This is a genomic window from Ralstonia edaphi (genome assembly GCF_958350185.1).
GTDB classification, from domain to species: domain Bacteria; phylum Pseudomonadota; class Gammaproteobacteria; order Burkholderiales; family Burkholderiaceae; genus Ralstonia; species Ralstonia edaphi.
Genome location: NZ_CATWHI010000006.1, coordinates 19,558 through 44,406 on the forward strand (window position 1 = coordinate 19,558; position 24,849 = coordinate 44,406).

Annotated in this window: 27 protein-coding genes; 7 read left to right on the plus strand and 20 right to left on the minus strand. The window is 64.7% G+C overall.

All coding sequences use genetic code 11. The features are described 5' to 3' along the window. Positions 1–88 precede the first annotated feature (88 nt). A complete protein-coding gene (locus R2669_RS20310) occupies positions 89–1,162 on the plus strand; it encodes a YjgN family protein (protein ID WP_316901861.1) in 1,074 nt (357 codons plus the stop codon). A gap of 28 nt (positions 1,163–1,190) precedes the next feature. Further along, entirely contained in the window at positions 1,191–2,276 is a 1,086-nt protein-coding gene (locus tag R2669_RS20315; protein WP_316901862.1) for a M48 family metallopeptidase, read from the plus strand. A gap of 19 nt (positions 2,277–2,295) precedes the next feature. Here the strand turns inward: R2669_RS20315 and R2669_RS20320 are convergent, their stop codons facing one another. From R2669_RS20320 to R2669_RS20410, 19 genes are all read right to left on the minus strand, one after another. Continuing rightward, entirely contained in the window at positions 2,296–2,724 is a 429-nt protein-coding gene (locus R2669_RS20320; RefSeq protein WP_147218614.1) for a GtrA family protein, read from the minus strand. A 19-nt stretch (positions 2,725–2,743) separates the two neighbouring features. Then, complete coding sequence (locus tag R2669_RS20325) at positions 2,744–3,817, minus strand: glycosyltransferase family 2 protein (protein ID WP_316901863.1); 1,074 nt, start codon at positions 3,815–3,817, stop codon at positions 2,744–2,746. A gap of 55 nt (positions 3,818–3,872) precedes the next feature. Continuing rightward, entirely contained in the window at positions 3,873–5,204 is a 1,332-nt protein-coding gene (locus R2669_RS20330) for a glycosyltransferase family 87 protein (protein WP_430708832.1), read from the minus strand. Positions 5,205–5,206: 2 nt separating this feature from the next. Next, the gene (locus R2669_RS20335) at positions 5,207–6,229 is read right to left on the minus strand and encodes a TadG family pilus assembly protein (protein WP_316873987.1); all 1,023 of its coding nucleotides are present in this window, start codon (positions 6,227–6,229) and stop codon (positions 5,207–5,209) included. Positions 6,230–6,260: 31 nt separating this feature from the next. Next, positions 6,261–6,707 (minus strand): TadE/TadG family type IV pilus assembly protein, encoded by a 447-nt coding sequence (locus tag R2669_RS20340; protein ID WP_316901864.1) that lies wholly within the window; start codon positions 6,705–6,707, stop codon positions 6,261–6,263. Positions 6,708–6,752: 45 nt separating this feature from the next. After that, a complete protein-coding gene (locus R2669_RS20345; protein WP_147218604.1) occupies positions 6,753–7,697 on the minus strand; it encodes a type II secretion system F family protein in 945 nt (314 codons plus the stop codon). 62 nt (positions 7,698–7,759) lie between these two features. Then, positions 7,760–8,737: a type II secretion system F family protein gene (locus R2669_RS20350; RefSeq protein ID WP_316901865.1), complete on the minus strand. Its 978-nt coding sequence runs from the start codon at positions 8,735–8,737 to the stop codon at positions 7,760–7,762. Between the two features lie 12 nt (positions 8,738–8,749). After that, positions 8,750–10,114 (minus strand): TadA family conjugal transfer-associated ATPase, encoded by a 1,365-nt coding sequence (locus R2669_RS20355; RefSeq protein WP_102064658.1) that lies wholly within the window; start codon positions 10,112–10,114, stop codon positions 8,750–8,752. Between the two features lie 39 nt (positions 10,115–10,153). Further along, positions 10,154–11,347 carry a CpaE/TadZ family protein gene (locus R2669_RS20360; protein WP_147218600.1) on the minus strand — a complete coding sequence of 398 codons (1,194 nt, stop codon included), beginning with the start codon at positions 11,345–11,347 and terminating at the stop codon, positions 10,154–10,156. Between the two features lie 81 nt (positions 11,348–11,428). Continuing rightward, positions 11,429–11,737: a hypothetical protein gene (locus R2669_RS20365; protein ID WP_147218598.1), complete on the minus strand. Its 309-nt coding sequence runs from the start codon at positions 11,735–11,737 to the stop codon at positions 11,429–11,431. A gap of 31 nt (positions 11,738–11,768) precedes the next feature. Continuing rightward, complete coding sequence (locus R2669_RS20370; protein ID WP_316901866.1) at positions 11,769–13,658, minus strand: type II and III secretion system protein family protein; 1,890 nt, start codon at positions 13,656–13,658, stop codon at positions 11,769–11,771. A gap of 145 nt (positions 13,659–13,803) precedes the next feature. Continuing rightward, on the minus strand, positions 13,804–14,661 hold the full coding sequence (gene cpaB / locus R2669_RS20375; RefSeq protein ID WP_316873997.1) for a Flp pilus assembly protein CpaB: 858 nt from the start codon (positions 14,659–14,661) through the stop codon (positions 13,804–13,806). A gap of 359 nt (positions 14,662–15,020) precedes the next feature. Further along, the gene (locus R2669_RS20380; protein ID WP_027678036.1) at positions 15,021–15,554 is read right to left on the minus strand and encodes an A24 family peptidase; all 534 of its coding nucleotides are present in this window, start codon (positions 15,552–15,554) and stop codon (positions 15,021–15,023) included. Between the two features lie 131 nt (positions 15,555–15,685). After that, the gene (locus tag R2669_RS20385) at positions 15,686–15,862 is read right to left on the minus strand and encodes a Flp family type IVb pilin (RefSeq protein WP_027678035.1); all 177 of its coding nucleotides are present in this window, start codon (positions 15,860–15,862) and stop codon (positions 15,686–15,688) included. 515 nt (positions 15,863–16,377) lie between these two features. Beyond that, positions 16,378–16,593, minus strand: coding sequence for a Flp family type IVb pilin (locus R2669_RS20390; RefSeq protein WP_316873998.1), 216 nt, complete (start codon positions 16,591–16,593; stop codon positions 16,378–16,380). 633 nt (positions 16,594–17,226) lie between these two features. After that, positions 17,227–17,751 carry a TPM domain-containing protein gene (locus tag R2669_RS20395; RefSeq protein WP_316901867.1) on the minus strand — a complete coding sequence of 175 codons (525 nt, stop codon included), beginning with the start codon at positions 17,749–17,751 and terminating at the stop codon, positions 17,227–17,229. 15 nt (positions 17,752–17,766) lie between these two features. Then, complete coding sequence (locus R2669_RS20400) at positions 17,767–18,624, minus strand: TPM domain-containing protein (RefSeq protein WP_316901868.1); 858 nt, start codon at positions 18,622–18,624, stop codon at positions 17,767–17,769. A gap of 13 nt (positions 18,625–18,637) precedes the next feature. Next, entirely contained in the window at positions 18,638–19,264 is a 627-nt protein-coding gene (locus tag R2669_RS20405) for a LemA family protein (protein WP_252693360.1), read from the minus strand. 106 nt (positions 19,265–19,370) lie between these two features. Then, on the minus strand, positions 19,371–19,574 hold the full coding sequence (locus tag R2669_RS20410) for a hypothetical protein (RefSeq protein ID WP_316901869.1): 204 nt from the start codon (positions 19,572–19,574) through the stop codon (positions 19,371–19,373). A 92-nt stretch (positions 19,575–19,666) separates the two neighbouring features. Here R2669_RS20410 and dapA point away from each other — a divergent pair, with 92 nt between their 5' ends. Continuing rightward, entirely contained in the window at positions 19,667–20,575 is a 909-nt protein-coding gene (gene dapA / locus R2669_RS20415; RefSeq protein ID WP_316901870.1) for a 4-hydroxy-tetrahydrodipicolinate synthase, read from the plus strand. Positions 20,576–21,124: 549 nt separating this feature from the next. Here dapA and hemL read toward each other — a convergent pair. Next, positions 21,125–22,426 (minus strand): glutamate-1-semialdehyde 2,1-aminomutase, encoded by a 1,302-nt coding sequence (hemL, locus tag R2669_RS20420; RefSeq protein ID WP_316901871.1) that lies wholly within the window; start codon positions 22,424–22,426, stop codon positions 21,125–21,127. A 214-nt stretch (positions 22,427–22,640) separates the two neighbouring features. Here hemL and R2669_RS20425 point away from each other — a divergent pair, with 214 nt between their 5' ends. The 4 genes from R2669_RS20425 to R2669_RS20440 all read left to right on the plus strand — a co-directional run bounded on the left by R2669_RS20425 (position 22,641) and on the right by R2669_RS20440 (position 24,634). Beyond that, positions 22,641–22,823, plus strand: coding sequence for a rubredoxin (locus R2669_RS20425; RefSeq protein ID WP_003261842.1), 183 nt, complete (start codon positions 22,641–22,643; stop codon positions 22,821–22,823). A 292-nt stretch (positions 22,824–23,115) separates the two neighbouring features. Next, complete coding sequence (locus R2669_RS20430) at positions 23,116–23,613, plus strand: response regulator (RefSeq protein ID WP_147216854.1); 498 nt, start codon at positions 23,116–23,118, stop codon at positions 23,611–23,613. Between the two features lie 30 nt (positions 23,614–23,643). Further along, positions 23,644–24,012, plus strand: coding sequence for a response regulator (locus R2669_RS20435; RefSeq protein ID WP_004629647.1), 369 nt, complete (start codon positions 23,644–23,646; stop codon positions 24,010–24,012). Positions 24,013–24,088: 76 nt separating this feature from the next. Next, complete coding sequence (locus R2669_RS20440; protein ID WP_316888328.1) at positions 24,089–24,634, plus strand: chemotaxis protein CheW; 546 nt, start codon at positions 24,089–24,091, stop codon at positions 24,632–24,634. Positions 24,635–24,849 lie beyond the last annotated feature (215 nt).

Genomic DNA, 24,849 nt, shown 5'->3' on the forward strand with positions numbered 1-24,849 from the left:
ATCGGCCCACCCGCGAGCCTCAGCGTCGTTGAATATCGATACGCGTCCTGAAGCGGGGCACGACAACAACTCAGGGAAGGGAAAACAGATGAACGACATCGCACGCGAGTCCGTCCTGGGCGGCGCCCCCGCTCCGGCTGCGCCGCAACCGTTGCGGCTGCGCTTTATCGGCAGCGGCTCGGAATACTTCCGCATCTGGATCGTCAACCTGCTGCTGACCATCGTCACGCTGGGCATCTATTCGGCCTGGGCGAAGGTGCGCACGCTGCAGTATTTCTATCGCAACACCCAGCTGGCCGGGTCCAGCTTCGACTATCACGGCAGCCCGATCGCCATTCTCAAGGGCCGCGCGATCATCTTCGTGCTGGCGCTGGCGTTTAACCTGCTCGGCCATTCGTCAGCTGCGGTAGGGCTGGTGCTGCTTGCGTTGATGGCCGCTGCGTTTCCGTGGCTGCTCGTACGCTCGCTGCGCTTCCGCATGGCCAACTCCAGCTACCGCGGGCTGCGCTTCGCCTTTACGGGCAAGGATGCCGAGGGCTACATGGTGTTCCTGGTGTGGCCGATCCTGAGCGTGTTTTCGCTCTACCTGTTGGCGCCGCTGGCGCATCAGCGTTTCAAGCGCTATCAGCACAAGAACACGCGCTTCGGCACCGTGCCGTTTGATTTCTCGGCCACGCCGGGCAATTTCTACGGCGTCTATCTGCGCACATTCGGTCTGGCGGTGCTGGCCGTTGTGGTGGCTGGTGTGCTGTCGCTGCTGCTGGGGGTGTCGTTCCATCGTGCGCCTGGTATTGGTCAGATCTTCGGCTTCATCGTCATCGGCTTGTTCATGTATGCGGCGATGCTGTTCCTGACGCCGTACGTCCTGTCGCGCCTGCAGAACCTGGTGTGGAGCAACACGACGCTGGGCGCACACCGCTTTCAGAGCCAGGTGGGTGCTGGGAAGCTGTTCTGGATCTTCGTGTCGAACGCGGTGATGATCGTGATCACCGTCGGCCTGTTCACGCCGTTTGCACGTGTGCGCACTGCACGCTACAAGCTGGAATCCGTGACGATGTTTGCGTCGGGCTCGCTCGACACCTTCGTGGCCGGCGAGACCACCAAGGTGAGCGCCCTGGGCGACGCCACCGTGGACTGGTACGACATCGATATCGCGCTGTAAACGCGCTGCAAGGCAAAGGCACCCCGCTGTGATCCTCGCGACCTACTTCGACGGCCGTACTTCGCGCGCGCAACCCGTGCGCCTTGCCGTCGAGGCGGGCGAGGCGGTGCTGTTCGACCCCGAGGGGACGCCACTGCGCCGTGCGCCGCTGTCTACGCTGCGGGTGTCGGAGCGCGTCAAGCATGCTCCGCGTCTGATTACGTTCGAGGACGGCGCCTTCTGCGAGGTCAACGACCCGGCGGAGCAGACGTCGCTGAATGCGCTGCTGCATCGCACGGGCTATCGCGAAGGGTGGGTCGTGCTGGCGCAGAACAGCTGGAAGCTGGCGTTGGGCGCGCTGCTGACCATGGTGGTGGTGCTGGCGTTGGGGTATCGCTACGGCTTGCCGTGGGGCGCCAAGGTGGTGGCCAATATGGTGCCGCAGCGCGCCGAGGCACAGCTTGGGCGCAGCACGCTCACAGCCATGGACGAACGCTGGCTCCGGCCCAGCAAGCTGCCCGTCGCGCAGCAGGACCGCATCCGCGCACGGTTTGCCGCGCTGCACCGGCCGCCGCAGGCCACGCACACGTATCACATCGTGTTTCGGGATGCCGACATCGGCGCGAATGCCTTTGCGCTGCCGGGCGGCGACATCGTCGTGACCGACGCGCTGGTCAAGCTGGTGGGTGAGGGCGATGGCCTGACGGGTGTGCTGGCGCATGAGGCTGGGCACGTTGAATATCGCCACGGGTTGCGGCAGGTGATTCAGTCGTCGGCCATCGGGGCAACGGCGGCGCTGCTGTTTGGCGATGTCTCGACGATCCTGTCGGGCGTGCCGGCGGCTCTGCTGACGCTGCGCTATTCGCGTGACTACGAGCGCGATGCCGACCGCTATGCCGCGCTGCTGCTGCAGGAGAACGGCTTGTCCGTCGGCGCGTTTGCCGATGTGCTGCAGGCGCTGGAAGACACGCACGGCGGCACGCGCAAGGCAGATGCCGCCAAGAAGCCCGACGCCGCCAGCGATGACGACGCCTCGGCGTTCTTCTCGTCGCACCCGCTTACGCGCGAGCGCATCGACACGCTGCGCCGCTTCGACCGCACGCACGGCGGCAGCGACAGCGGCGACGCCGACTGACCCGGAGCAAGCAGCTGCGTCAGCGGAACGTCCAGAACCGGTGCAGCATGAAGGTTAGCGGTGGCACCGTCGATAGGATGCCCGCCAGCCCCGCCCAATAGCTCAGGCCCAATGTCTGCGCGCACCACGAAATTGCCAGCGTCAGCGCGAGGCCCAACAGCGAGACGGCGTAGAAGCGCAGGAAGTTGGCGCGCGCCGGTTTGGCCGAAAAACTCCACAGGGCATTGAGCAGGTACGAGCACACATTGGCGCAGACAAACGCGGCGCCGTTGGCGGTGACCTGCGTTGCCGAGACGCCGCTGATCAGCGCCGTGGCGATCGCCACATGCACGCCGGTGGCGACGACCCCAGACACCCCAAAGCGGAACACGCGGATCAGCAACATGCGATCCGGCAGCGGAAGCACGCCTGCCAATGCGTTCATGACGCTCGATTCTGCATGTCGCATGATGCGTCTCCGGTCGGCATCAGCGCCGTGCCGCGTGGCTGCGCTGGCGTTCTCCTTGCGGCTGGCGCGGGCGAGCGCTCGCAATCGGGATCACCTGCCGGTTGTTGACGCTCGGGACGCGGCTGCGCGGGCGGCGCTCCTGATAGCGGCGCTTGACCAAGTAGATGGGGCGGCCCTTCGCTTCGTCATAGATGCGGCCGACGTATTCGCCGATCATTCCCAGACCGATCATCTGCAACCCGCCGAAGAACAGCATCAGCGACAGCTCCGAGGCGTAGCCCGGCACCACCACGCCGAAGATCATCGTGCGCAGGATGATGAAAGCGCCATAGCAGAAGGCCAGCGCGGCAACCAGCGCGCCAAGGTACGTCCAGCTGCGCAACGGCAAGGTGCTGAAACTCGTGATGCCTTCCAGCGCGAAGTTCCAGAGCCGCCAGCCGGAAAACTTTGACGTGCCCGCGCTGCGTTTCTCACGCTCGTACTGCACGATGACCGTGTTGAAACCGACCCATGCAAACAGGCCCTTCATGAAGCGGTGCCGCTCCGGCAGTTGCTTGAGCGCGTTGACCACGGCGCGGTCCATGAGCCGGAAGTCGCCCACGTTTTCGGGCAGCTTCAGGTCGGACAGGCGGTTGTGGATGCGGTAATAAGCGGCGGCTGTCACGCGCTTGAGGAACGAATCGCAGGCGCGGTTGGCGCGCTGCGCCAGCACGACCTCAGCACCTTTGCGCCAGTGCGCGACCAGCGTGGGGATCAGCTCCGGCGGATCCTGCAGGTCGGCGTCGATGGGGATGACGGCATCGCCAAGTGCTTCGTCCAGCCCCGCGGTGAGTGCGGCTTCCTTGCCGAAATTGCGCGTCAGGTCCACCACACGAATGCGGGCGTCGGTCTGCGATACGGCGACGAGTTTGGCGAGCGTGTCGTCTGCACTGCCGTCGTTCACGCACACGATCTCGAAGTGCATGCTGTCGATCGCTTCCAGGATCGGCACCACGCGGGCGAAGAACAGATGCAGCGCATCGCCTTCGTTGTAGAACGGCACGACGAGGGAAAGCAGTGGCGTGTCGTGTGGGTCTTGATGGTTCGGCTGCATGACTTCCCCCAAACTTTGATGACGGTGTGCAGGCCTATGGCTGGTCTGTCGATGGTTATGCGCTGGTGCTTGTGTTGACCGCTGCCGGCATGCCTGCTGCGGCTGAGAGGCCGGGCTTGGCTGCGGTGTGCACACGCGCGTGCGTGAGCGTTCGGTGCACGATCAATGCCATCATCGCCGCCAGGAAGAACGGTCCGACCTGTGGCAGATGAAAGAGCGGATTGGTGAACTCGAACACCGGCAGCAGCCACGCCGCAACCAGTGCCCCGCGCTCCATGCTCGACAGGCCGAAGCGAATCCCATGGCCGACGTAGCCTGCAATCGCCACGACGAGCCACGTCAGCTCGTACGCACGCACATACGGCGAGATCAGCAGCGTGGCGGTGGCCAGCGCTGCAATACGCAGGCCCGTATCTGCCGTGCGGCGCCACACGATGGCGGTGGCCAGCAGCGCCAGCATGGCCGTCGACATCTGGATCGCGTAAGCCAGCTTGATGCCGATGCCGGCTGCACGCGCCGCCGCCAGGAACGTTGGCATGACATACCACGCGGTGCCGCCTTGTTCGACCAGGTTGGTCTCGGCCCAGTGCGCGCTCTGAAAGAAGGCGGGCACCGTGTCCCAGCCGCAGACTGCAATGCTGATGGCCGCGAACAGCACGGCGGTGACTGCCGCGCTTGCCATCGTCTTCCATGCGCGAGTGACCAGCAGCACCACCGGAAACAGCAGCGCCAGTTGCGGCTTGATGGCGAGCAGGCCAATGGCCACACCCGCCAACACGGGCCGCTTGTCGAGCCACGCCACGGCTGTAGCGGCCAGCCCGGCGGTAAGCATGGAGTTCTGCCCCATCAGCACCGTCACAAACACGGCCGGCGAGCTGACCACCGACATCCACGCGCGCTGACGCGCATCGACCTTGTCGCCGAGCAGCCCGACCGTGGCCTTCACATAGAGCCAACCGGTGGCCAGCATGAAGAGCAGGTAGCTCGGCCACAGCGGCAACAGCGACAACGGCAGCACCACCAGCAGGAAGGTCGGCGGATACAGCCACGGCAGAATGCGCTCGCTGCCGGCTTCCAGCGTGCCGTACTGGTTGATCACCACCATGATCTTGTCAATGTCGTAAGCGTGCAGCGGATGCTCGTGCAAGGCGATGTGCGAGGCGCCCCAGAACACCGAGAAGTCCGACGCCGGCCCGGTGATGCGCGTATCGGTGAAGCCGTTCGTCACCCAGGCGCCCAGCGCGAAGATCAGCACGAACACCGCCAGCATCAGCTTGCTGCTCTTGCGCACCGTGTTGGCGTTGATCCAGTGGCGATCGGCCTTCGGCGGCTCGTGTTCGGGTTGTGACGACTGGCCCATGGCGCTTTCCTCGTGAATGGTCTGCATGCCTAGTTCGCGAGGCGCGGTGGCACATAAGCGCCGTAGTTGGTGCCGGAACCGCCGCCGCTGACCTTCGTGTTGGTCGTGAAGTTGCCCTCGAGGTAGGAGTGCGTGCCGTTGGTGAAGATCTTCGTGATGGTGAAGCCGGCAAACGCGACCACCGGCGAGCTGGAACCGGGGACGACGTTGGCCACCACGGGCATCGTCACGGTATAGGGCAGCGCGGGAATGGCGTCGTAGACGCTGGTCTTCACGCCGGTAGAGATGTTGATGGTGTCGCCGATGTTGACGGTGGTCGGGTTGCCGCTCGTGACCAGGCCTTTCTCGGTGTTGGCATCGGTGGCGCCACCAAAGCCGGTCCACTCGCCGCTGGCGCAGGTCGGACTGCTTGCGGGGTAGCTCGCGTCAATGTCGATCACGTACGGCTTGCCGGTCGACGGATCGAGCAGCGGCTGGTTGGTGGTGTAGTTCCAGTACAGATCGAACAGGCACTTGTTGAGCGCCACCGGAAACAGCGCGCCAGGATTGGCGCTGCCGGGCGCTGCAATGACGGCGACCGCCGTGGCACGGATGTCTGCCGTGCCGCCACCAAACACCCATGTGAGCCAGCCGGCGACGGGCCCGCCGTTGTTGCCTGAGCTGCGGGCGATGGTGACCTGCACGCCCGGCACGTCGTTGGTACCCGGCGTGATGGTTTGCGCCTGCATGCCGGCGGGGGAGCCCGTCAGGTTCCAGTAGCCGGCCGTGACGGTGCCGGTGGCAAGCGTCTTGCCGTCGGACGCATTCAGCGTGACAGCGTTGGTGCCTTTGGTGACGGCGTTGCTCCATTGCGGCGTCGGGTTGGCCGGAAAGAGGCCCGCGGCGCCGGCCAGCGCGGCGGCATCCGCGGCGTTCTGCAGCTCATTGCGCACCACATACAGGTGCGCGACGTCGACGGCGATGGCACCGACGGACAGAAAGACGACCAGCAACATCGGGGCGATCATTCCGACCGCGCCGCGTTGCCGTAGAGAAAGGGCTCGCTTGGTCATGGCATACCTCGCACAGTGCAGGAGCTGCGGGTTACTCGCAGAGCATGGTGGTCTGCGCGCTCATCGCCAGTGATCCGGTGAACGGCGCCAGCTTGCCCAGCACGAGGCCGGTGAACGTGTACGACACCGTGACGGTGAGCGGGTTACCGGTGGCCGAGCACGTGGTGACCGCGCCGACCGTGCAGTTGGAGGCGGCGCCGAACGTCACCAGCCGGTTCTGGCAGTAGTTGGTGGCCACGCTCTGGATCTTGGTGCTCGTTGGCGCCGGCGAGCTGAACACCACGCCCGCCCGCGCCGCCTCGCGGCTCGCGTTGGTGATGACGGCCTTGTCGTACCACGCCGCACCAAATTCGACGATGCCGAACACCACCAGCAGCAGGATCGGAAAGACCAGGGCGAACTCGACGCCGGCAGCGCCGCGCATCTTGCGCGTGCGGGCAGGGCGGTGCGCGTTACGTTGAGAGGCACGGGAGCGCATGATGGTCTCCTTGAAGCGATGGCGGGTCGGCTGTTTGACTTCGACTTACTGTTGGGCCGCGACCGAGCGCAGTGCGCCGATCACCTGGATGGCGGCAGGGCCCAGCAGCACGACAAACAGCGACGGGAAGATGCAGAAGATCAGCGGGAAGAGAATCTTGGTGCCGATCTTGGCGGCGCGTTCTTCGGCCAGCATGTGGCGCTTGGTGCGGAGCATGTCCGAATGCACGCGCAGGGATTCCGCCACGCTGGTGCCGAAGCGGTCGGCCTGGATCAGCATGGCCACCAGCATGCTGACGTCTTCGACGCCGGTGCGGGCGGCCAGGTTGCGCAGCGCTTTTTCACGGGCGAGGCCGGCACGCAATTCAAGTGTCAGCAGTTCGTACTCTTCGGCCAGCGCGGGGCGGGCGGTGCGCATTTCTTCCACCACACGCAGCACGGCGGCATCCAGCCCGAGGCCCGCTTCGACGCACACCATGATGAGGTCCAGGCTGTCCGGAAACGCTTCGAAGATGTCGCGCTGGCGGCGGCGGATCTTCATGCGCAGCGCGATGTTCGGCAAGTAAAAGCCAAGCAGTGCGGCGCCGAACAGCACGCTCAGGAACTCATTCTGGTGGTTGGCATCGAAGCGGCCGAGCAACGCCATCGACAGCAACAGCGGCAGCCCGATCGCCAGCAGCGTCTTGATGCCGAAGTAGATGGCAGGTGCATCCGGCGAGCGCCAGCCGGCATGCACGAAGCGCGTACGCAGGTCGGACGCGTCCCAGCCGTCCTTGGGCAGCGACGCCTTGGCGAGCGGCTTGGCGATCTGGCTGATCTTGTGCAGCCAGTTGTTGGAGGTGTCCTGCGGCACGAGGCTCGGCGCTTCACGGTCGATTTGCCCGAGACGCCGCTGCAGCGCACTCGGCCGCAGCACATTGAGCGCCACCAGCACCGCGCCAAAAACGATGATGAACGTGCCGCCAAGCAAGACTGTCTGTGCGATCTGCATGTCCGTTCAGGGTTGCCCCCGCCTCCGAATTCTGTTCTGTGCGCTGTGGCGCTGATGTCGTGTCAGATGTGGATGCGTACGATCTGGCGGATCCACAACACGCCCACGCAGGTCATCACGATGGCGGTCCACATCATGTGAATGCCGGTCGGGTCTTTCCACAGCGTGGACATCAATTCCGGGTTCAACTGGTAGACCACCACTGCCATGCCGGGCGGCAGCGCGGTCAGGATCCATCCGCCGAGGCGGCCCTCTGCCGACAGCACGCGCACCTTGTCGAGCAATTGCAGGCGCTTGCGAATGAGCGAGCCCACGTTGTCCAGGATCTCGGCCAGGTTGCCGCCGGATTCGCGCTGGATGAGGATGGCGATCACCAGGTAGCGCAGGTCGTCCACCGGCACGCGGTCGATCAGGCCGGCGAGTGCGTCGTTCAACGAGACGCCGTAGTTGATCTGGCTGAATACCATCGCCAGCTCGGCGCCGATCGGCTGCGGCAGTTCATCGCCTGCCATTTCCAGCGCGCTCGGCAGCGAGTGGCCGGCACGCAGCGCACGGCTGATCAGGTCGGTCGCTTCCGGCAGCTGCGCTTCGAGCTTCATCAGTCGGCGCGTGCGTCGATGCAGTACATAGAACAACGGCAGCGAGGCACCCGCCGCGGCTAGCGCAACCGAGGCCACCCAGGGCGGATTGAGCGCCGAGATACCGATAACCACCGCCACCGGCACGATCAGCGTCAGTGCCAGAAACCGCGCGACCGACCAATCCAGCCCCGATTGCAGCAACAGCAGATCGAGCCGGTTGACGCGCGGCAGCTTGCCAAGCAGTGCCGCCACTTCCGGCGATTCCGCCAGCACGCGCTGCTTGAGGATGCTCTCGTCGGCGCCGTGCCGTGCGCTGCTGAGCAGGGCCATCTTCAGCCGCTGGCTCAGGCGTTTCGCGGTCTGGCTGTGGCGGCTGTCCCACCACAGATACACCCCCGATACGCCCAGCACGATGGCCACGAAAACCGAGAGCGTGAAACCGATCACCATGGTGTCCATGTCGGTTCTCCTTTAGACCTCGTATTGCACCGAGGGGTCGTACAGCGTTTCGGGCAGATGGATGCCGAAAGCCTGCAGACGTTCCGAGAACTTGGGCCGCACGCCCGTCGCGCAGAAGTGGCCCTTGATGCGGCCGTCCGCGTCGATGCCCTTGCGGCGGAAGGTGAAAATCTCCTGCATGTTCACGACTTCGCCTTCCATGCCCGTGATCTCCTGCACGCTGACCAGCTTGCGATTGCCGTCGGTCAGGCGCGTGACCTGCACCACCACCGTCAGCGCCGAGGTGATCTGCTGGCGCATCGTCTTGGGCGGCAATTGCAGGCCCGCCATGCTGACCATGTTTTCGAGCCGGGTGAGTGCATCGCGCGGCGTGTTCGCGTGGATCGTGGCGAGCGACCCTTCGTGTCCGGTGTTCATCGCATGCAGCATGTCGAGCGCTTCTGCACCGCGCACTTCGCCGAGGATGATGCGATCGGGCCGCATCCGCAGTGCGTTCTTCACCAGCGAGCGCTGCGTGATCTCGCCACGGCCTTCGATGTTGGCGGGGCGCGTTTCCAGGCGCAGCACATGGTTCTGACGCAGTTGCAGTTCGGCCGCATCTTCAATGGTGACGATGCGTTCGTTTGCCGGGATGTAGCCCGACAGGATGTTCAGCAACGTGGTCTTGCCGCTGCCCGTGCCGCCCGAGATCAGGATGTTCAGCTTGGCCTTGACCATCGCATCGAGCAGTTGCGCCATTTCCGGCGTCATCGTGCGGAAGTTGACCAGGTCCTGGATCGTCAGCGGGTTGACGGAAAAACGCCGGATCGACAGCAGCGGCCCATCGATCGCCGAAGGCGGAATGATCGCGTTGATACGCGAGCCGTCGGGCAGCCGCGCATCGACCATCGGGCTGGATTCATCGATGCGGCGGCCGACGCGCGACACCATCTTTTCAATCACGCGCATCAGGTGGGCGTCGTCGTGGAAGGTCACGCTGGTCAGCTCGAGCTTGCCGCGGCGTTCCACGTACACGTACTTGTGCGTGTTGACGAGGATGTCGGAGACGGTCGGGTCGGCCAGCAGCGGTTCGAGGGGGCCGTAGCCGAGCATCTCGTCCTGCACGTCGGAGACGAGGCGGCGGCGTTCGCTCTCATTGAGCTGGTGCTTGCCTTCGTCGACGATGCGTTCGACCAGTTGCGCCAGTTCGCGCTTGATCTGCTCGGGCGTGAGCTGCTGCAGGCGGCTCAGTTCCACGCGGTCGATGATGATCTGGTGCACATCCTGCGCCACCTGCTGATAGGCCGCGCTGGTGTGGCCGTTCGAGCCATTGGCGTACGCAACGCGTTGCGGTAGCGCCTCGCCGGCTTGCTGAAAGAGTTGTTCTCGCAATGACATGATGGGCTCCACGCGATCGATCGATGGGTTAGGCACGCGTCAGGCGCGCACGGGCGCCGGCACTTGGTTGGCATGGCCGAACAGCTTGCGCAGCAGGCCGTCGCGCTGGGGCTGCGTGGCAGGAAACAGTTGGCGCGCCATGTCCGTCAGCGCACGACTGATCTGGCTGTTCTCGGCCACCTCCAGCACGGGCCGGCCCTGGTTGACGGAGTCGCGCACCGGGGTCGGGTCATACGGCAGCACATGCGCGACGGGCATGCCGAACGCGCTTTCCATGGTGTTCTGCGTGAACGGCACGCGCTTGTCGTACTGATTCACGACGAGCTTCAGCCGCTCCGCGCGATAGCCGAGCGAGTTGCAGATCTCCATCAGCCGGCGGCCGGCGCGCAGGTAGGCGAGGTTCAGTTGCAGCACGGCGTAAATCGCGCTGCTGTGATCCAGCACCAGGATCGACGCCGGGTTGATGTCCTGCCCCAGGTCGAACACCACCACGTCGTACATGGATGCAGCCAGCGTCAGCAGGCGTTCCAGATGCATCGCCTTGATCTCGCCGGCCTTGATCGGGTCACCAGCGCCCGACAGGACGTCGAAGTCGGGGCCGACATGCGTGACGCAGGTATCGAGCAGGGCGGCATCGAGCCGGTCAATCTGGTTGCAGACATTGGCCAGCGTTGCCGGCGGGGTCTGGTCCGTCACCAGGAAGGCGGCGTCGCCGTATTGCTGGCAGAGATCGACCAGCAGCACGTGCTTGCCATGCCGTGCACTCAGCACGTGAGCAAAGTTGGCCGCGGTGAAGGTGGTGCCGCTGCCGCCCTTGCACGACAGGAACGACAGCACCTGGCCTTCGTTGCGCGGACCGGACAGCGCGTGGCTCGTGCAGCGCTGCAGCTCGTCGCGAAACTCGTGCGCGTCGGGCGGCCACGGCAGCACGCATTGCACGCCAGCGCGCATGGCACGCATCAGCAGGTCGGCAGACGGGTTCTCCGTCAACAGCATGCACAGCGTGTCGGGGCGGTCCGTCGTCAGGCGACGCAGTTGCTGGATGTCGTCGGTGCTGAAGCTGGCCGCTTCGAGGATCAGCAGATCCGCGCCCTGCGCAAGCCCCGGCTGCCCGAGTGCCTGGGCCGGAGCGGCGCACGTGCGCTGAACGACGTGGCTGGTGGCCTGTGCAATCAACCCTGCGAGGTATTGCAGGTGCGATTCGTCGGCGGATACGAGAGCGATCTTGGCCATGGCCTGGCTCCTGTGAGCGTCTGGTGACGCGCCGCGGGCGGCGGCGCGCTTTCCTCTTTCTGCGTTCTTGCGTAGTGCGATCTAGCGGTCCTGCGAATTCAGGCTGCTGCCCGATCCCACGCCCACCGTGAAGGCGCTGACATCGGCCGACGGCTTGACGAACTGCGTGTTGTAGCGATCCATGGCGGCGGTGGCGGCACGTCCGTCCACGCCGGTCACCGGGTCGGTGTTGGCCGAGGCATTCGGGTTGAGCGTCTGCATGGCCTGCACCGAGCGGAGGGCTTCACCGAAGTGCTTGTCGTACTCGGGCGTGGTCGTCATGCATCCGGCCAGCGTGAGAGCGATTGCGCTGCAGAGTCCCGCCCGCGCCAGCTTCGAAGTGATGTTCATGATGCGTCTCCTTGAAGGTTGTGCGGTTGGGTCAGTCATGGAAGGGCTGTTCGCCCATCGACACGAAACGGCGCGCGGCCGGTGCCGGCGCCATGGCGGCAGGCGCGGGCGGTGTGCCGTTGTCGGCCGGTGCTGCGGGTGCCGCAGCGGCGGCGGGTGCTTGCGCGTCGGCTGCGGTGTCGGCTGCAGCAGGTGCGGTCGCGGTGGGGGCTGGCGCTTGAACAGGTTCGGCTGCGGCCGTTGCGGTTGCGGTTGCGGTTGCGGCCGCCTTCGGTGCCGGCAGTGCGGAAGCCGGTGCTGCCGTGGCGGCCGGTGCCTTGGCCGGCTTGGCCTTGTGGCCTTCCATGTTGCCGTTGAGCAGGATCTCGCCGGTGTTGACCTGGCCGAACGTATCGGTCGGCAGCGGGTACTCGGCAGGCAGCGGCTTGACCAGGCGCGGCGTGACCACGAACACCAGCTCGGTCTGGTCTTGCTGGAAGCTCGTGCTGCGCGCCAGGGCGCCGATCACCGGCAGCTCGCCAACGCCGGGGATGGCCTTGAGGCTGCCCGTGATGTTGTTCTTGATCAGCCCGCCGATGGCAAAGCTCTGGCCGTCATGCACCTGGAGCGTGGTGGAGGCACGCCGCGTGGTGATCAGCGGCAGGATCTGCGTGTTGTTGCTGTTGGGCGCAGTCACCGCCACGCCCGTCGGCGACAGCTCGGACACCTCCGGCGACACCTTCAGGTTGATGCGGCCGTTCTCCATCACGGTGGGGGTGAAGCGCAGGCCCACGCCAAAGGTTTCTTCCTGCAGGATGACCGTGCTGGTGCCCCCCACAGCGGCACCTTGCGCCACCGGAATGAACACCTTGCCGCCGGCAAGGAAGCTGGCTTCCTGTCCGCTGATGGCCATCAGGCTCGGCTCGGCCAGCACCTTGACGAGCCCGTCACCCTTCTGCGCATCCAGCGCGAACTTCAGCGGCAGGCGGTTGTTCTTGCTGAAGTTGACGATGTCGTTGGAGCCCGACAGGAAGTTGGCGAGCGCGCCCACCGACCAGCTGCCGAAGGCACCGGCAACGTTGAGCGCCGAGCCCATCTGGTCGATCAGGGTCTTGGAGACTTCCGCCACCTTCACTTCCAGCATCACTTGTTGCGGGGCTTCGACCGCCATCATGTTGATGATGCGCGGGCTGCGCAGCGGTGCGCCGTTCTGTCCGCCGGCATTCATCTGGCCGGTGGCTTGTTGACCACCGCCGCCTTCTTCGCGCACGGGGCCGCGCGACTGACGCGTGACAAACGCATTGGCGATGTCGACGATCTTCTGCGCCTGCACCGAATCGCTCACCGTGCCGCCCAGCACGATGCTGTCGGCGGCGGCCGAGACTTCGACGTTCTTCGCGCCCGGCACCAGGCGGCGCAGTGCGGCTTGCAGGCCGGCAGGGTCTGCGCCCACCGACACATCAATCACCGTGCACGATCCGCTGCGGCCCTGCACGATCATGTTGGTGGAGCCGACTTCCAGCCCCAGCACGTACAGCGTCTGCGGCGACACCAGCATCGCCTGCACCACGCGCGGGTTGCCGACGGTGCGGCTGCGTACGGGTTCGGGCAGCTGCACCATCGTCGACTTGCCGATGGGGACGGTCACCTCGCTGTGTTCGCGCATGGCGCCGGTGCAGTTCGGCCCCTTGGGTGCCGAATCGCGGCTGGCTTCGGCGTTGCTTGCGCTGCCGATGGTCAGCTGGATCGGCCCGCTGGCCGACATGCGCATCGGCTTGACGGGCGCCGCCGCGTTGTTGGTCAGGATGGCGGATTCCACACCGGCCTGCGCGTGCGCCGCACCTGCCCAAAGTCCCCCCAACATGGCCACTGCAGTTGCAGTCGCCTTCATGTACGTCCCCATGCAGCGTGTCTCGCCGCGTTGCGTGATGAGTCGGTTCATGGTGATCCCCCAGATTGGTTGTTCTGCAAGACAAGGCCGGTTGTGTTGCCTGTGACCGTGCCGGGGCCCTCTTCCTGGGGCCTTTGGTCTGTTCTTCCTGTTTTCTTGTTGATCGTTGTGTGCGCGTCAGCGGTGCCACTTCGCTTCAGAAGCACTCGGCGCCGTGATCCACGCCGGCAATCACGCCGATGCAGTTGCCGGGTGCGCGCTGCGCAGCGGCCACGTGGCGTACCACCTGCACTGTCTTGACCACCGGCACCGCCACTGCAGCCGTGATCGCGGGTTCCTTGAGCAGCGTGCTCTTGGTCGCGCCGTTGGTATCGGCGGGTTGCGGGTCGATCTGGTTGCGCAGCACCAGCGAGAGCGTGCCCACGCTGCGTGCGAGATCCAGCTTCTCAGCCTGTTCCGGCGTGACTTCTAGCGTGACGGCGTTCACCACCTTGGGCTTGGTGTCGTCGCGGTTGACCTCTTGCGCGACGGCCAGCACCAGGATCTTTTCCAGCACGATCTTCGAGATCGATTGGTCGGACCGATCGCCCGCCACCGGCTTGCCGTCTTTGCTGTCCCTCAGCGTGTTGACGATGATGTCGACGTAGCTGCCCGGCAGCGCGAAGCCCGCCACGCCCACCACGTCGTTCACCCGTACGGTGATGGCGCGTTTGCCATCGGCAATGACCGCTGACAGGCCGCCTGCGGTGCCTTGCGGCGTGAGCTTCGATTCGAGCACCGGCTCGCCGCGCGTCAGGCTTGCGCGGACAACGCGGCCGCTGAGCGCCTGCGTGTCGGAGATGGCGCCCGGCGGCAGGCTGGCGGTCGGCCAGTCCACCACCTTGACGAAGTCCGGCGACAGGCGCTGGCCCAGGTCAATGTCGGCGGCGGCCACCGCCACCTTGGTGATGCCGCTGCTGCTTTGCTGCGTGAGCCAGCGCGAGGCGAAGACCACCGCCGCAAGGCCGGCGATCGTGGCAATCAGCAACATGGAGAGAATGCGCAGGTTTTTCATTTCCCAACCCCACTCAGATGGTTCTCAATCCCACCGCCATTTGGTCCGAAGACACGTGGCGGGCATGCACGGCCGGCCAAGGCGCCGGTCAGCCGAAGAAGAAGAGGGTGGTGGGTGCCAGGATGGACGCGGCCCACAGGCGTGGCGATGGGGCGCCGCGCAGGTCCTGGCTTGCCCGATGGTGCGACTGGATTGACGCATGTCACTTCTCCCCGGTCCCGGACCGTTCTTGCGTGGTCCTTCGATTGCCTTGTGTGTCTGGCGCGTGCCTGGTGGCGTTCATTCCGTCAGGCTGGCTGCGGCGACGCCGTGTGCTTGTCTTGCACCGCATCGGCACGCGTCAGGTGTTTCTCCCTCGGCTACAACACTCCCCACTTCACCAGCAACGTGCCTGCGGCAAACGCCACCGCGTACGGCAACTGGATCGTTCCGCTGCGCTTGCCCCCGCTGTCCGGCGAAGGCACAGCCTTGCCACCGAACGGCAGCGACATCAGCAGCGTTGAAACCCCTGCAAACGAGCGTTGCGCGTCACGGCGCAGCAACACCATGGCAAGCGCGAGCACCCCGCCTGCCAGAAAACTCACGAAGGCAATGTGGAAGGCGCCGAAGGGCCCCATGAAGGCGCCGATCGCGCCCATCAGCTTCACGTCGCCGGCGCCCATGCCACCGAGCAGGTACACGCCGATGCAAAGTCCCATGCCGACCGCTGCGCCACCGAGCCAGGCGAGCGCGCCTGCGGTGAAGCCCTGTGTGAGGCATTGCGCGAGAAGCGCAGCCACGAGGCCCGATGCCACCAGCCAGTTCGGGATGCGGCGCGAGCGCACGTCGCTCGCTGCGGCCATCACGATGAGCACGATCAGGCTGAGGTTCGCCAGGGCGCTCAGGCTTGTCATGGTGGTCATCTCGGGTTCCTCTCGGGCGATTGTTCTGGCTGTCCGCGCGGCATCGGGTGCCGCGGGCCAGCGTGTATTCGGCCGGATCAGGCCCGGGGCTGCCGGACCTGACCTGGGCGCACTGGCACTGCTCAGGCGGCGGCCGTCGACAGCTGGGTTGCGATCGAATTCCAGATGGCGCCGACCGCAGTTTTGACGGTGGTGCCGTAGGTCACCATCACCAGAGCCACAAAGGCCAGCAGCAGTGCGTATTCCACGCCGGCTGCACCGTCTTCTTCGCGCACGAAACGCTTGATCATGGCTTTCATTTCAATCTCCTCACGTCATGGTTCAAGGAAAGGCGCACCGCTGAAGATCGGGCGCTAGGTTCTGGCCAGACAAGCCGGCCAAGGCCAAACCAGGGGTTCCGGAGATCGTGTGCGCACACCGGTGCCACACCGGCGCGAAGGCCAGCATGTTCCGGAGCACGACAACACCAAGAGGCTCCCCCGACTTCACCAGTTCTCAGGGCTGGCACCGGCGTGGCCGCTGGTGGTCGCTCGCCCGGACATCGCCGCAAATCGCAGCAGGTGCCCGCTGGGCGCCGTGGGCCGGTCCACCATTCCTCCAGGGACCGGCTCACGCCTGAAAGTGCAACAACTTCCGTGTTCACCGCAGACGCTCCCGGCGGTTTGCCGGTCCCTGCAGCCGGCTGGCCTCTTTGTGCCAGCGCGTTGACAACTTCCCCGTACGTCTTCTGTTCTGTTCGCTGCGCTGCTCGTCTGGCATGCGCTGTGTGCCACCGGCCCGTGGTGCGATTGCGCGCTACCCAGGCCTTGGAATATCAACCACCCGAACCACCGCCCTGCGAGCCCGAGGATCCGAACCCGCCGGGTGTCATCAACACCGATGCCGCGTTGCTCCAGAAATCGCCCACGCTGGTTTCGACGCTCGCCATGACGGCAATCAGCACCAAAGCCGCCATCACCAGCAGCAGGGCGTATTCCACGCTGGCTGCGCCGGTCTGGCGGTGCTTGATGTGTTGGTCTCTGGTTTCCACGTCCCACCCCCTCAGGTGTGCGCCGGTTCTGTCTTGTCTTTCCGAAACACCGTGCTGCTATGTCGGCGGGACCAACAGAGCGACGAGCGTGCCATTGCCGCTAAGTCCTTGATTTTCAATGGCTGGGCAGACGTGCCAGCGTCCAGCCCAGGCAATCGGCTGGCGCTTGTATCCCGGGCGTTACGCGCACTTTGTGCCCTGTACGACACAGCAAACGATGCCGCTTCGGCAGTTTGCGCAAACGGCAAACGTGAAAGTGATGTATGCGCGTTGTGCGCCGCAAAAAGCCGCGGGTAAGCCCGCATCCGTGCCACACACGTCAATGCGTGCATCGCTGAAACATGCCGGCCTTTGCCGGGACAAGATGCGATGCGTTGTGGTCGTCCGGCGCGGTGTGGCCGCAACGTGTCTTATGAGGCGTCTTGCAGGAAGAGAGGAGCGCTTTATCGGAGAGGTGGCCTACGGCGGAGCGTTGCCCTGATCTCGACGCCCGATGCGCTGGCAGCCAATCCCTCGTATGGAAGGATTAGGCGCGCAACCGACAGGGGTGACGCGGCCGGGCACGTCAAAACCGTTTCAGTTCTGAAACATGGCCCGGCACGGCAGGGGAGAAACGAAGCAAGCGTGGAGCGGTTACAGCACGACTGGCCGGTCGCTCAGCTCATTGATGCGCGGCGTGCCATCGGAAGGCGCGTGCGCGGCGAGGATGTCGTTGATCTGCGCGAGCGCATCGAGCACCGGCGCCATGCTCACGCGCTGCGCAAAGCCGCGCGTGATGGTGTCGCAGATGGTGCGCCACGCGTGGGCGTCGACCTTCGCGGCGATACCGTGGTCGGCCAGGATCTCAACCGCGTGGTCTGCCAGGTTGATATAGAGCAGCACGCCCACGTGCTCGCGCGTGTTCCACACTTCCAGCAGCCCGAACAGCATCCGGGCGCGGTGACGCGGCGACACACCGGCCCACGCGTCGCGCACCGGAAGCGAGCTTTCGATGACGACACGCACTTCACCGCGATGGCGTTGTTCGCCTTCTCGCACGGCGGCTTCGAGCTTTTGCAGATCGGCTGGCGGAAACGCGCGTCTGGCATGCGACGAAGTCGTCAGCAGGTGGGCGAGGGCACGGCGTGCGCCGCGGTGGTGTCGGGTCTTGGAAGCCATGGATGTGTTCATCGGTTACCAGTTGCCGGAGGCGCCACCGCCACCGAAATCACCACCGCCCCCGCCGCCAAAGCCTCCGCCGCTGCCGCCGCCGAAATCACCGCCGCCGCGTCCCCAGCCGCCGCCCAATCCACCACCCAAGCCGCCGATGGTGCCCGGGCCCCAGCCGCGATTGCCCATCATCACGCGCGACCCGGGCCGGCCGGGCAGGCTGCCCGTGACGCGCCCGCCCGAGCGCATGGCAGCGCTGAGCACGAAGAATACGATGATCGCCAGCGGAAACAGCACCGGCAGCCAATCGCCGATGCCGCCGCCGGATTGCTGACGCTTCGCTCGCTCTGCTGGTGGTAGGCTCTCTTGTGCAATCACGGTCTGGATGGCCGAGATACCGGCCGACAGCCCGCCGTAGAAATCGCCCTGACGGAAGTGCGGCGCCATCACGTCCTGCAGGACACGCTGGGATTGCGCGTCGGTCAGCGCACCTTCCAGCCCGCGCCCCACCTCGATACGCATCTTGCGCAGCGAGGCCGGGTTGTCCTTGGCGATGAGGATGATCGCCCCGTCGTCCACGCCCTTGCGGCCGGCCTTCCACGCATCGGCCACGCGGATGCCGTACGCCTCGATGGGTTCCGGCGCGGTGGACGGCACCATCAGCACGAAGATCTGGCTGCCGCGCTGCTGTTCGTAATCGGCCAACACCTGTTCGAGCGCGCTCTTCTGCTCGGCGCTGAGCGTGCCGGTCAGGTCGGTCACGCGCGCGGCCAGCGGCGGCACGGCCACCATGTCGCTTTGCGCGCGTGCAGGCAGCGCAGCGGCCAGCCACAGGGCTGCGGTCAGCAGGAAGGCGAAGCAGGCACGCGCACGCATCGACATGATCGTCAGCTCGTCAGAACTTCACTGCCGGGGCGGTGGAAATCCCCTTCTCGTTCTCGACCGTGAAGTTCGGCTTGACCTGGTAGCCCATCACTTTGGCCGTCAGGTTGGTCGGGAAGCTACGGGCCAGCACGTTGTACTCCTGCACCGATTTGATGTAACGCTGACGCGCCACCGTAATGCGATTCTCGGTGCCTTCGAGCTGCGATTGCAGATCACGGAACGACTGGTCTGCCTTGAGCTGCGGGTAGTTTTCCGACACGGCCATCAGGCGCGACAGCGCGCTCGAAAGCTCGCCCTGCACCTGCTGGAATTTCTGGAACGCCGCCGGATCGTTCAGCACCTCCGGCGTGATCTGGAAGCTGGTGGCTGCGGCGCGGGCCTTGGTCACGGCTTCCAGCGTGTCCTTCTCGTGCGAGGCATAGCCCTTGACCGTGTTGACGAGGTTCGGAATCAGGTCGGCACGGCGCTGGTATTGGTTGACCACCTCGGCCCAGGCCGCTTTGGTGGCTTCGTCCTTCGCCTGGAAATCGTTGTAGCCGCACGCAGACAAAAACGGTGCGGCGAGCACGGCCAGCGACAGTGCCAGCCAGCGCAGCACCGAAAAACGCGTCGAGCGGAAGGTCAGGGCAGGGGTCATGAAGTCCTCTAGATCTTGAATCCGAAAAGAATGTGGCATGAGACTGACAGCGCCTCACGACGTTCCAGCGCACTTTAGCTTATGCGCTTGACGCCCCAGTCACACATCAGTACGGTATGGGGACTTTTTTGACAATTTCCATGCGCGCGATTTCCCCTTTCTTGTCGATCAGCACGACACCGGCATTCAGCCTGTCGGCCGTGTCGACGCTCGCGCGCGCCAAAAAAGCCACCAAACAGCCGCTCGTCTGACCGGAGCGCTGTTCCGTCAGATGGGCGACGGAACAGCGGTTGACCGATACGTTGGACACGGTTGCCTCTCACCCGCATCTCGCGGGCCCGCATTCCCGAAGCGCTTCTGACGGTTCTTTGACCGGTCGTTGATTCGTCCAGGAGTGTTGTCGTGCTTGAAAATTCATCCACCAATCTGTCCAACCACGAGCGTCCGTCGTATGCGGGCATCTGGGTACCCATCGTGACGCCGTTTGCCGACGACGCGGCACGGTCGGTCGACTACGGCGCGCTGTATACATTAGTGGTGCGGTACCGCGCGCTGGGCGTTGCCGGTTTCGTGGCGTGTGGCAGTACCGGCGAAGCGGCAGCGCTGACGGATCAGGAACAGGCCGACGTGCTCGATACGGTACGTGCCGCCGCCGACGGCTTGCCCGTGGTGATGGGCGTCTCGGGCAGCGCCCTCGCATCCGTACGCGAGCGGATGCTGCGCCTTGCCGAACATCGGCCGGCAGCGTTTCTGATTCCGGCGCCTTCCTACATTCGCCCGTCGCAGCGCGGGATCATCGAATACTTCACCGCATTGGCCGATGCTTCGCCCGCGCCGGTGCTGCTGTACGACATTCCGTATCGCACCGGTGCAAACATCGACACTGAAACCCTGCTCGCGCTGGCGGCGCATCCGAACATCCACGGCATCAAGGATTGCGGCGGCGACGCGGACAAGACGCAGCGCCTCATCGCCGACGGGCGGTTGCAGGTGCTGGCCGGGGAAGATGCGCAGGTGTTCGGCACGCTGTGCGCGGGCGGTGTCGGGGCGATCATTGCCGCCGCGCATGTCCGCACGGAGTTGTTTGTCGAGATGGCAAGGGCGGTGCAGGAGCAGCGGCTGAACGATGCGCGGCGGTTGCATCATGCGCTGGCACCGGTGATTCGGTTGTTGTTTGCCGAGACGAATCCTGGGCCTTTGAAGGCTTGGCTGGCTGCCGAGGGGCTGATTCGGAATGTGTTGCGGGCGCCGATGATGGGGGTTTCTGAGGGGGTGGGGAGGGAGTTGGTGGAGGTGGTTGGGCGGGTTTGAGTTTTTTGTTGGTGGTCCATCCCTGTTTCGTACCCTGCCGGGCACGACCTACTTTTCTTTGTCTTGCCAAAGAAAAGTAGGCAAAAGAAAGGCGCGCCCGAGATGGCGAAAGACTCCTTGAATTTGCGTAACCGGGCGGAGGTGGGGAAAACTCGCTTCGCTCAGACAGTTCCCCACCTTTTCTCCGCCCGCTTACGAAAATTCAAGGCGCCATCAAGGGCTCAACGTCAAAAGAAAAGGCCAACCCGTCGCGAGGTTGGCCTTGTCGTTTGGGCTGGCGCTTAGATGGTTTGGCCTTTGACTTTTCTACCCTAGATGGCGCCTTGAATTTCTGTTGCAGGGAGGAAAAAGGAAGGGAAACTGTCTGAGCGCAGCGAGTTTTTCCCTTCCCCTCCCTGCGACATAAATTCAAGGAATCCTTCGCCATCTCGGGCGCGCATTTCTTTGCTTACTTTCTTTGGGCAAGACCAAAGAAAGTGAGTCAGCCCCGGCAGGGGATGAAACAAGCGATGCACCACCAAGCCCCATCCCCAAAATACAAAAAAAAACTCAAACAGCCCTAAACGCCTTCCGAGCCGCCTCAAACGTCGCATCCAAGATCGCATCATCATGCGTCGCCGACACAAACCCGGCCTCAAACGCAGACGGCGCCAGATACACACCCTGATCCAACATCGCATGGAAGAACGCATTGAAGCGACCAACATCGCTCTTGGTCACTTCAGCAAAGCTCGTCGGTACGCCTTCACGGAAGTAGATGCCGAACATGCCGCCAACGCTGTCCGCGGCAAACGGCACGCCAACTTCACGTGCGATATCGGCCAGCCCATCCACCAGCTTGCGCGTCTGCGCGGCCAGCCGGTCATGGAAACCATCCGCCGCAATCAGCCGCAACGTGGTGAGCCCGGCCGCCACGGCCAGCGGATTTCCCGACAGCGTCCCGGCCTGGTACACGTTGCCCAGCGGCGCCAGGAATCCCATGATGTCGCGGCGGCCGCCAAACGCGGCGGCCGGCATGCCCCCGCCGATGACCTTGCCCAGGCACGTCAGGTCCGGCTTGATGCCGTACAGTGCCTGCGCGCAACCGAGCGCGACGCGAAAGCCGGTCATCACCTCGTCAAAGATCAGCACGGCGCCGTGCTCGGTACACAGCGAACGCATGGCCTGGTGGAATTCGTTGCTGCCACGCACGAGGTTCATGTTGCCGGCCACCGGCTCGACGATCACGGCCGCGATTTCCTTGCCGTGGCGGGCAAAGGCCTCACGCAGCGCGGCGACGTCGTTGTACGGCAGCACCATCGTGTGCTTGACCACGTCTTCCGGCACGCCGGCGGAAGACGGCGCGTTCTGCGTCGTATCGGCAAACGTCAGCAGGCCCGAGCCGGCCTTGACCAGCAGGCTGTCGGCGTGACCGTGGTAGCAGCCTTCGAACTTGACGATCAGGTCGCGCCCGGTAAAGCCGCGCGCCAGGCGCAGGGCGCTCATGGTCGCTTCGGTGCCCGACGACACGAGCCGCACCTGCTCGATCGACGGCACGAGCTTGCAGATTTCCTCGGCCATGACGACTTCGGCCTCGGTGGGTGCGCCGAACGAGAAGCTGTCGGCCGCGACGTCCTGCACGGCACGGACGACCTCCGGATGCGCGTGCCCGACGATCATCGGACCCCACGACCCGACGTAATCGATATAGCGGGTGCCGTCCGCGTCCCACAGGTACGGGCCGGCTGCCTTGGCAATGAAGCGCGGGGTGCCGCCCACCGAGCGGAAGGCGCGCACCGGCGAGTTCACCCCGCCGGGAATGGTCTTCTGGGCACGTTCAAACAGGGCAGCGCTGCGGGAGGAAGTCGACATGGAGGATGTTGGAAGAGAGCGTGGCGCCGAGCAGAACTGTGCTGGGGCGCGGTTTAAGGGCGGTTCGAGGCGATTATGTGGTGGTTTGCCGCAGATCCGGGTTGGATGCAGTCAAACAGCATGTCTGCCCGGCGCCTGTTCTGGCGTAGCCGAGCGTGATTCGGTACCATCTGGCCTGCCATTTTAATAGACGGAACCACCGAAGCTTTGCCCTATGGAACAACAGATTGAATACAAGACGTGGATGTGCCTGATTTGCGGCTGGATCTACGACGAAGAACAAGGCGCCCCGGACGACGGCATTGCGCCCGGCACGAAGTGGGAAGACGTGCCCATCAACTGGACGTGCCCGGAATGCGGCGCGCGCAAGGAAGACTTCGAAATGGTGCAGATCTGATCCGGATCTGACCTGTCTCTCGTCAGCAAGTGAGTGTTTGCCCTCTTGCTGACAGCCAAGTATCAGGAAGTGACGGTTCGATGAACGGGCTCGTCGCTTCCATGCCACAAGCGCTCGGCGGACGGCCGGCGCCATTGACGGCGAATAGGTGACTTGTCACACTTCGTCAAATTCTGAGCTTCACACTTCATAAGCGGGCCGGGGGGCGTAGTTTTGAAGTCGTCGCCAGCGTGGGCCTTTTCCGTTTGGAGGGCACGCTGCGCGGCGATTTGCCGCGATCCATCCGGTCAGAATGTCGTGGCGACCCGTGGTCGCGCACTGCGAGAACATGATGCAATCCGCGCGGGTGGAACAACTGGCTGACTCCCAACCGCTGGCGAACTCTCCGCTGGCGCATTCCCTGACAGGCTGCAAGGTGCTGGTAATCGACGATTCCAGCACCATCCGCCGTACCGCGCAGATTTTCCTCACCCAGGCCGGGTGCCAGGTCGTGCTGGCCGAAGACGGCTTCGACGCACTGGCCAAGGTGGGTGACCTGAAGCCCGATCTCGTGTTCTGCGACATCCTGATGCCGAATCTCGACGGCTACCAGACCTGCTCGCTGATCAAGAAAAGCCCAAAGTTTCATGCCACGCCTGTGATCATGCTGTCTTCGCGCGACGGAATTTTCGACCGCGCGCGGGGCAAGTCGGTCGGGGCGGTGGACCATCTCGCCAAGCCGTTCTCGAAGGAAGCGCTGCTGGAGGCGGTCCAGACGCATTTGCCGGTGGCGCCAGCCGCCGCGCAGTGATGGCATCTCTCTTAACGAAGGACTGTTTGTATGGCAATCAAGAAAGTGTTGGTGGTCGATGATTCTCCGACCGAAGCGCTGCACCTGTCGGAGATTCTCGGCAAGAACGGTTTCAAGGTGACGGTCGCTGCCGATAGCGAGCAGGCCATGACCAAGCTCGAAGCCGAAACCTTCGACCTGATCCTGATGGATGTGGTGATGCCGGGCCAGAACGGCTACCAGGCGACCCGCGCCATCAAGAAGGACGAGCGCTTCCAGGGCATCCCCGTGATCATGTGCACGACCAAGGGCCTGGAGACCGACCGCGTGTGGGGCATGCGCCAGGGCGCATCGGACTACATCGTCAAGCCGGTCAAGGCCGAAGAGCTGCTCGAGAAGATCGCCAAGCTGGCGCAGTGATCCTGCGGCAGTTCGTTTAGAAGCGCGACGTCAAGACCGCGCGCAGCAAAGAACCAGCACCGGACAAGAGCCAGACGTGAACGAACAGCGCACCAACCTGACCTCCCGCCAGCGCCTGCACGAATACCAGGCGATGCTGGCCCGCCGCCTGCAGGAGGCGCGCGCCAAGTCGTCGACGGAAGGCTTTCTGGGCGTGCAGATCGGCGAGCACCACTGGCTGTTGTCGCTGACCGAAACCGGCGAGGTGCTGGACTACCAGCCGCCCGCGCGCGTGCCCCTCACGCAGCCGTGGTACCTCGGTCTCGTGAATGCGCGCGGCAACCTGCTCGGCGTGATCGATTTCGGCCTGTTCTGCGGTGAAGCGCCGACGGGTAGTGGCAGCGGCGCCAAGATCGTGGTGCTGTCCAAAGACCCGCAGCGTGCGTGCGCGATTGTCGTGCCGCGCGTGGCCGGTCTGCGCAGCCTGAGCGATCTGCAGCCCGCGGAAGCCGCGGTGGAAGAGGGGCGGCCCTGGTTGGGACGTGCCTGGCGCGACGTGCACGGCACGCAATGGCGCGAACTCGATGTGCGGCAGTTGCTGGCTGATCCGGCGTTCCTGCAGGTCGGCCGCAGCCGCGCATAAAGCGATCGGGCGATCAGGCCGTAGAGCCTTAGAGCAAACAAGAAAGATTGGGCACGCCGCAACGGGAGCGGGGTGCGCAGGGGCAAGAGGCGGTGCGTGGCGCGTGCAACAGGGCGCGCCAGGTGGCCAAGTGTATTCACAGGCACCGCCGAAGGTGCGTACCGCGCCGGTTAGAACAAGGCGCGGACGCGGACGGGAAATCCATGCGGCTGATC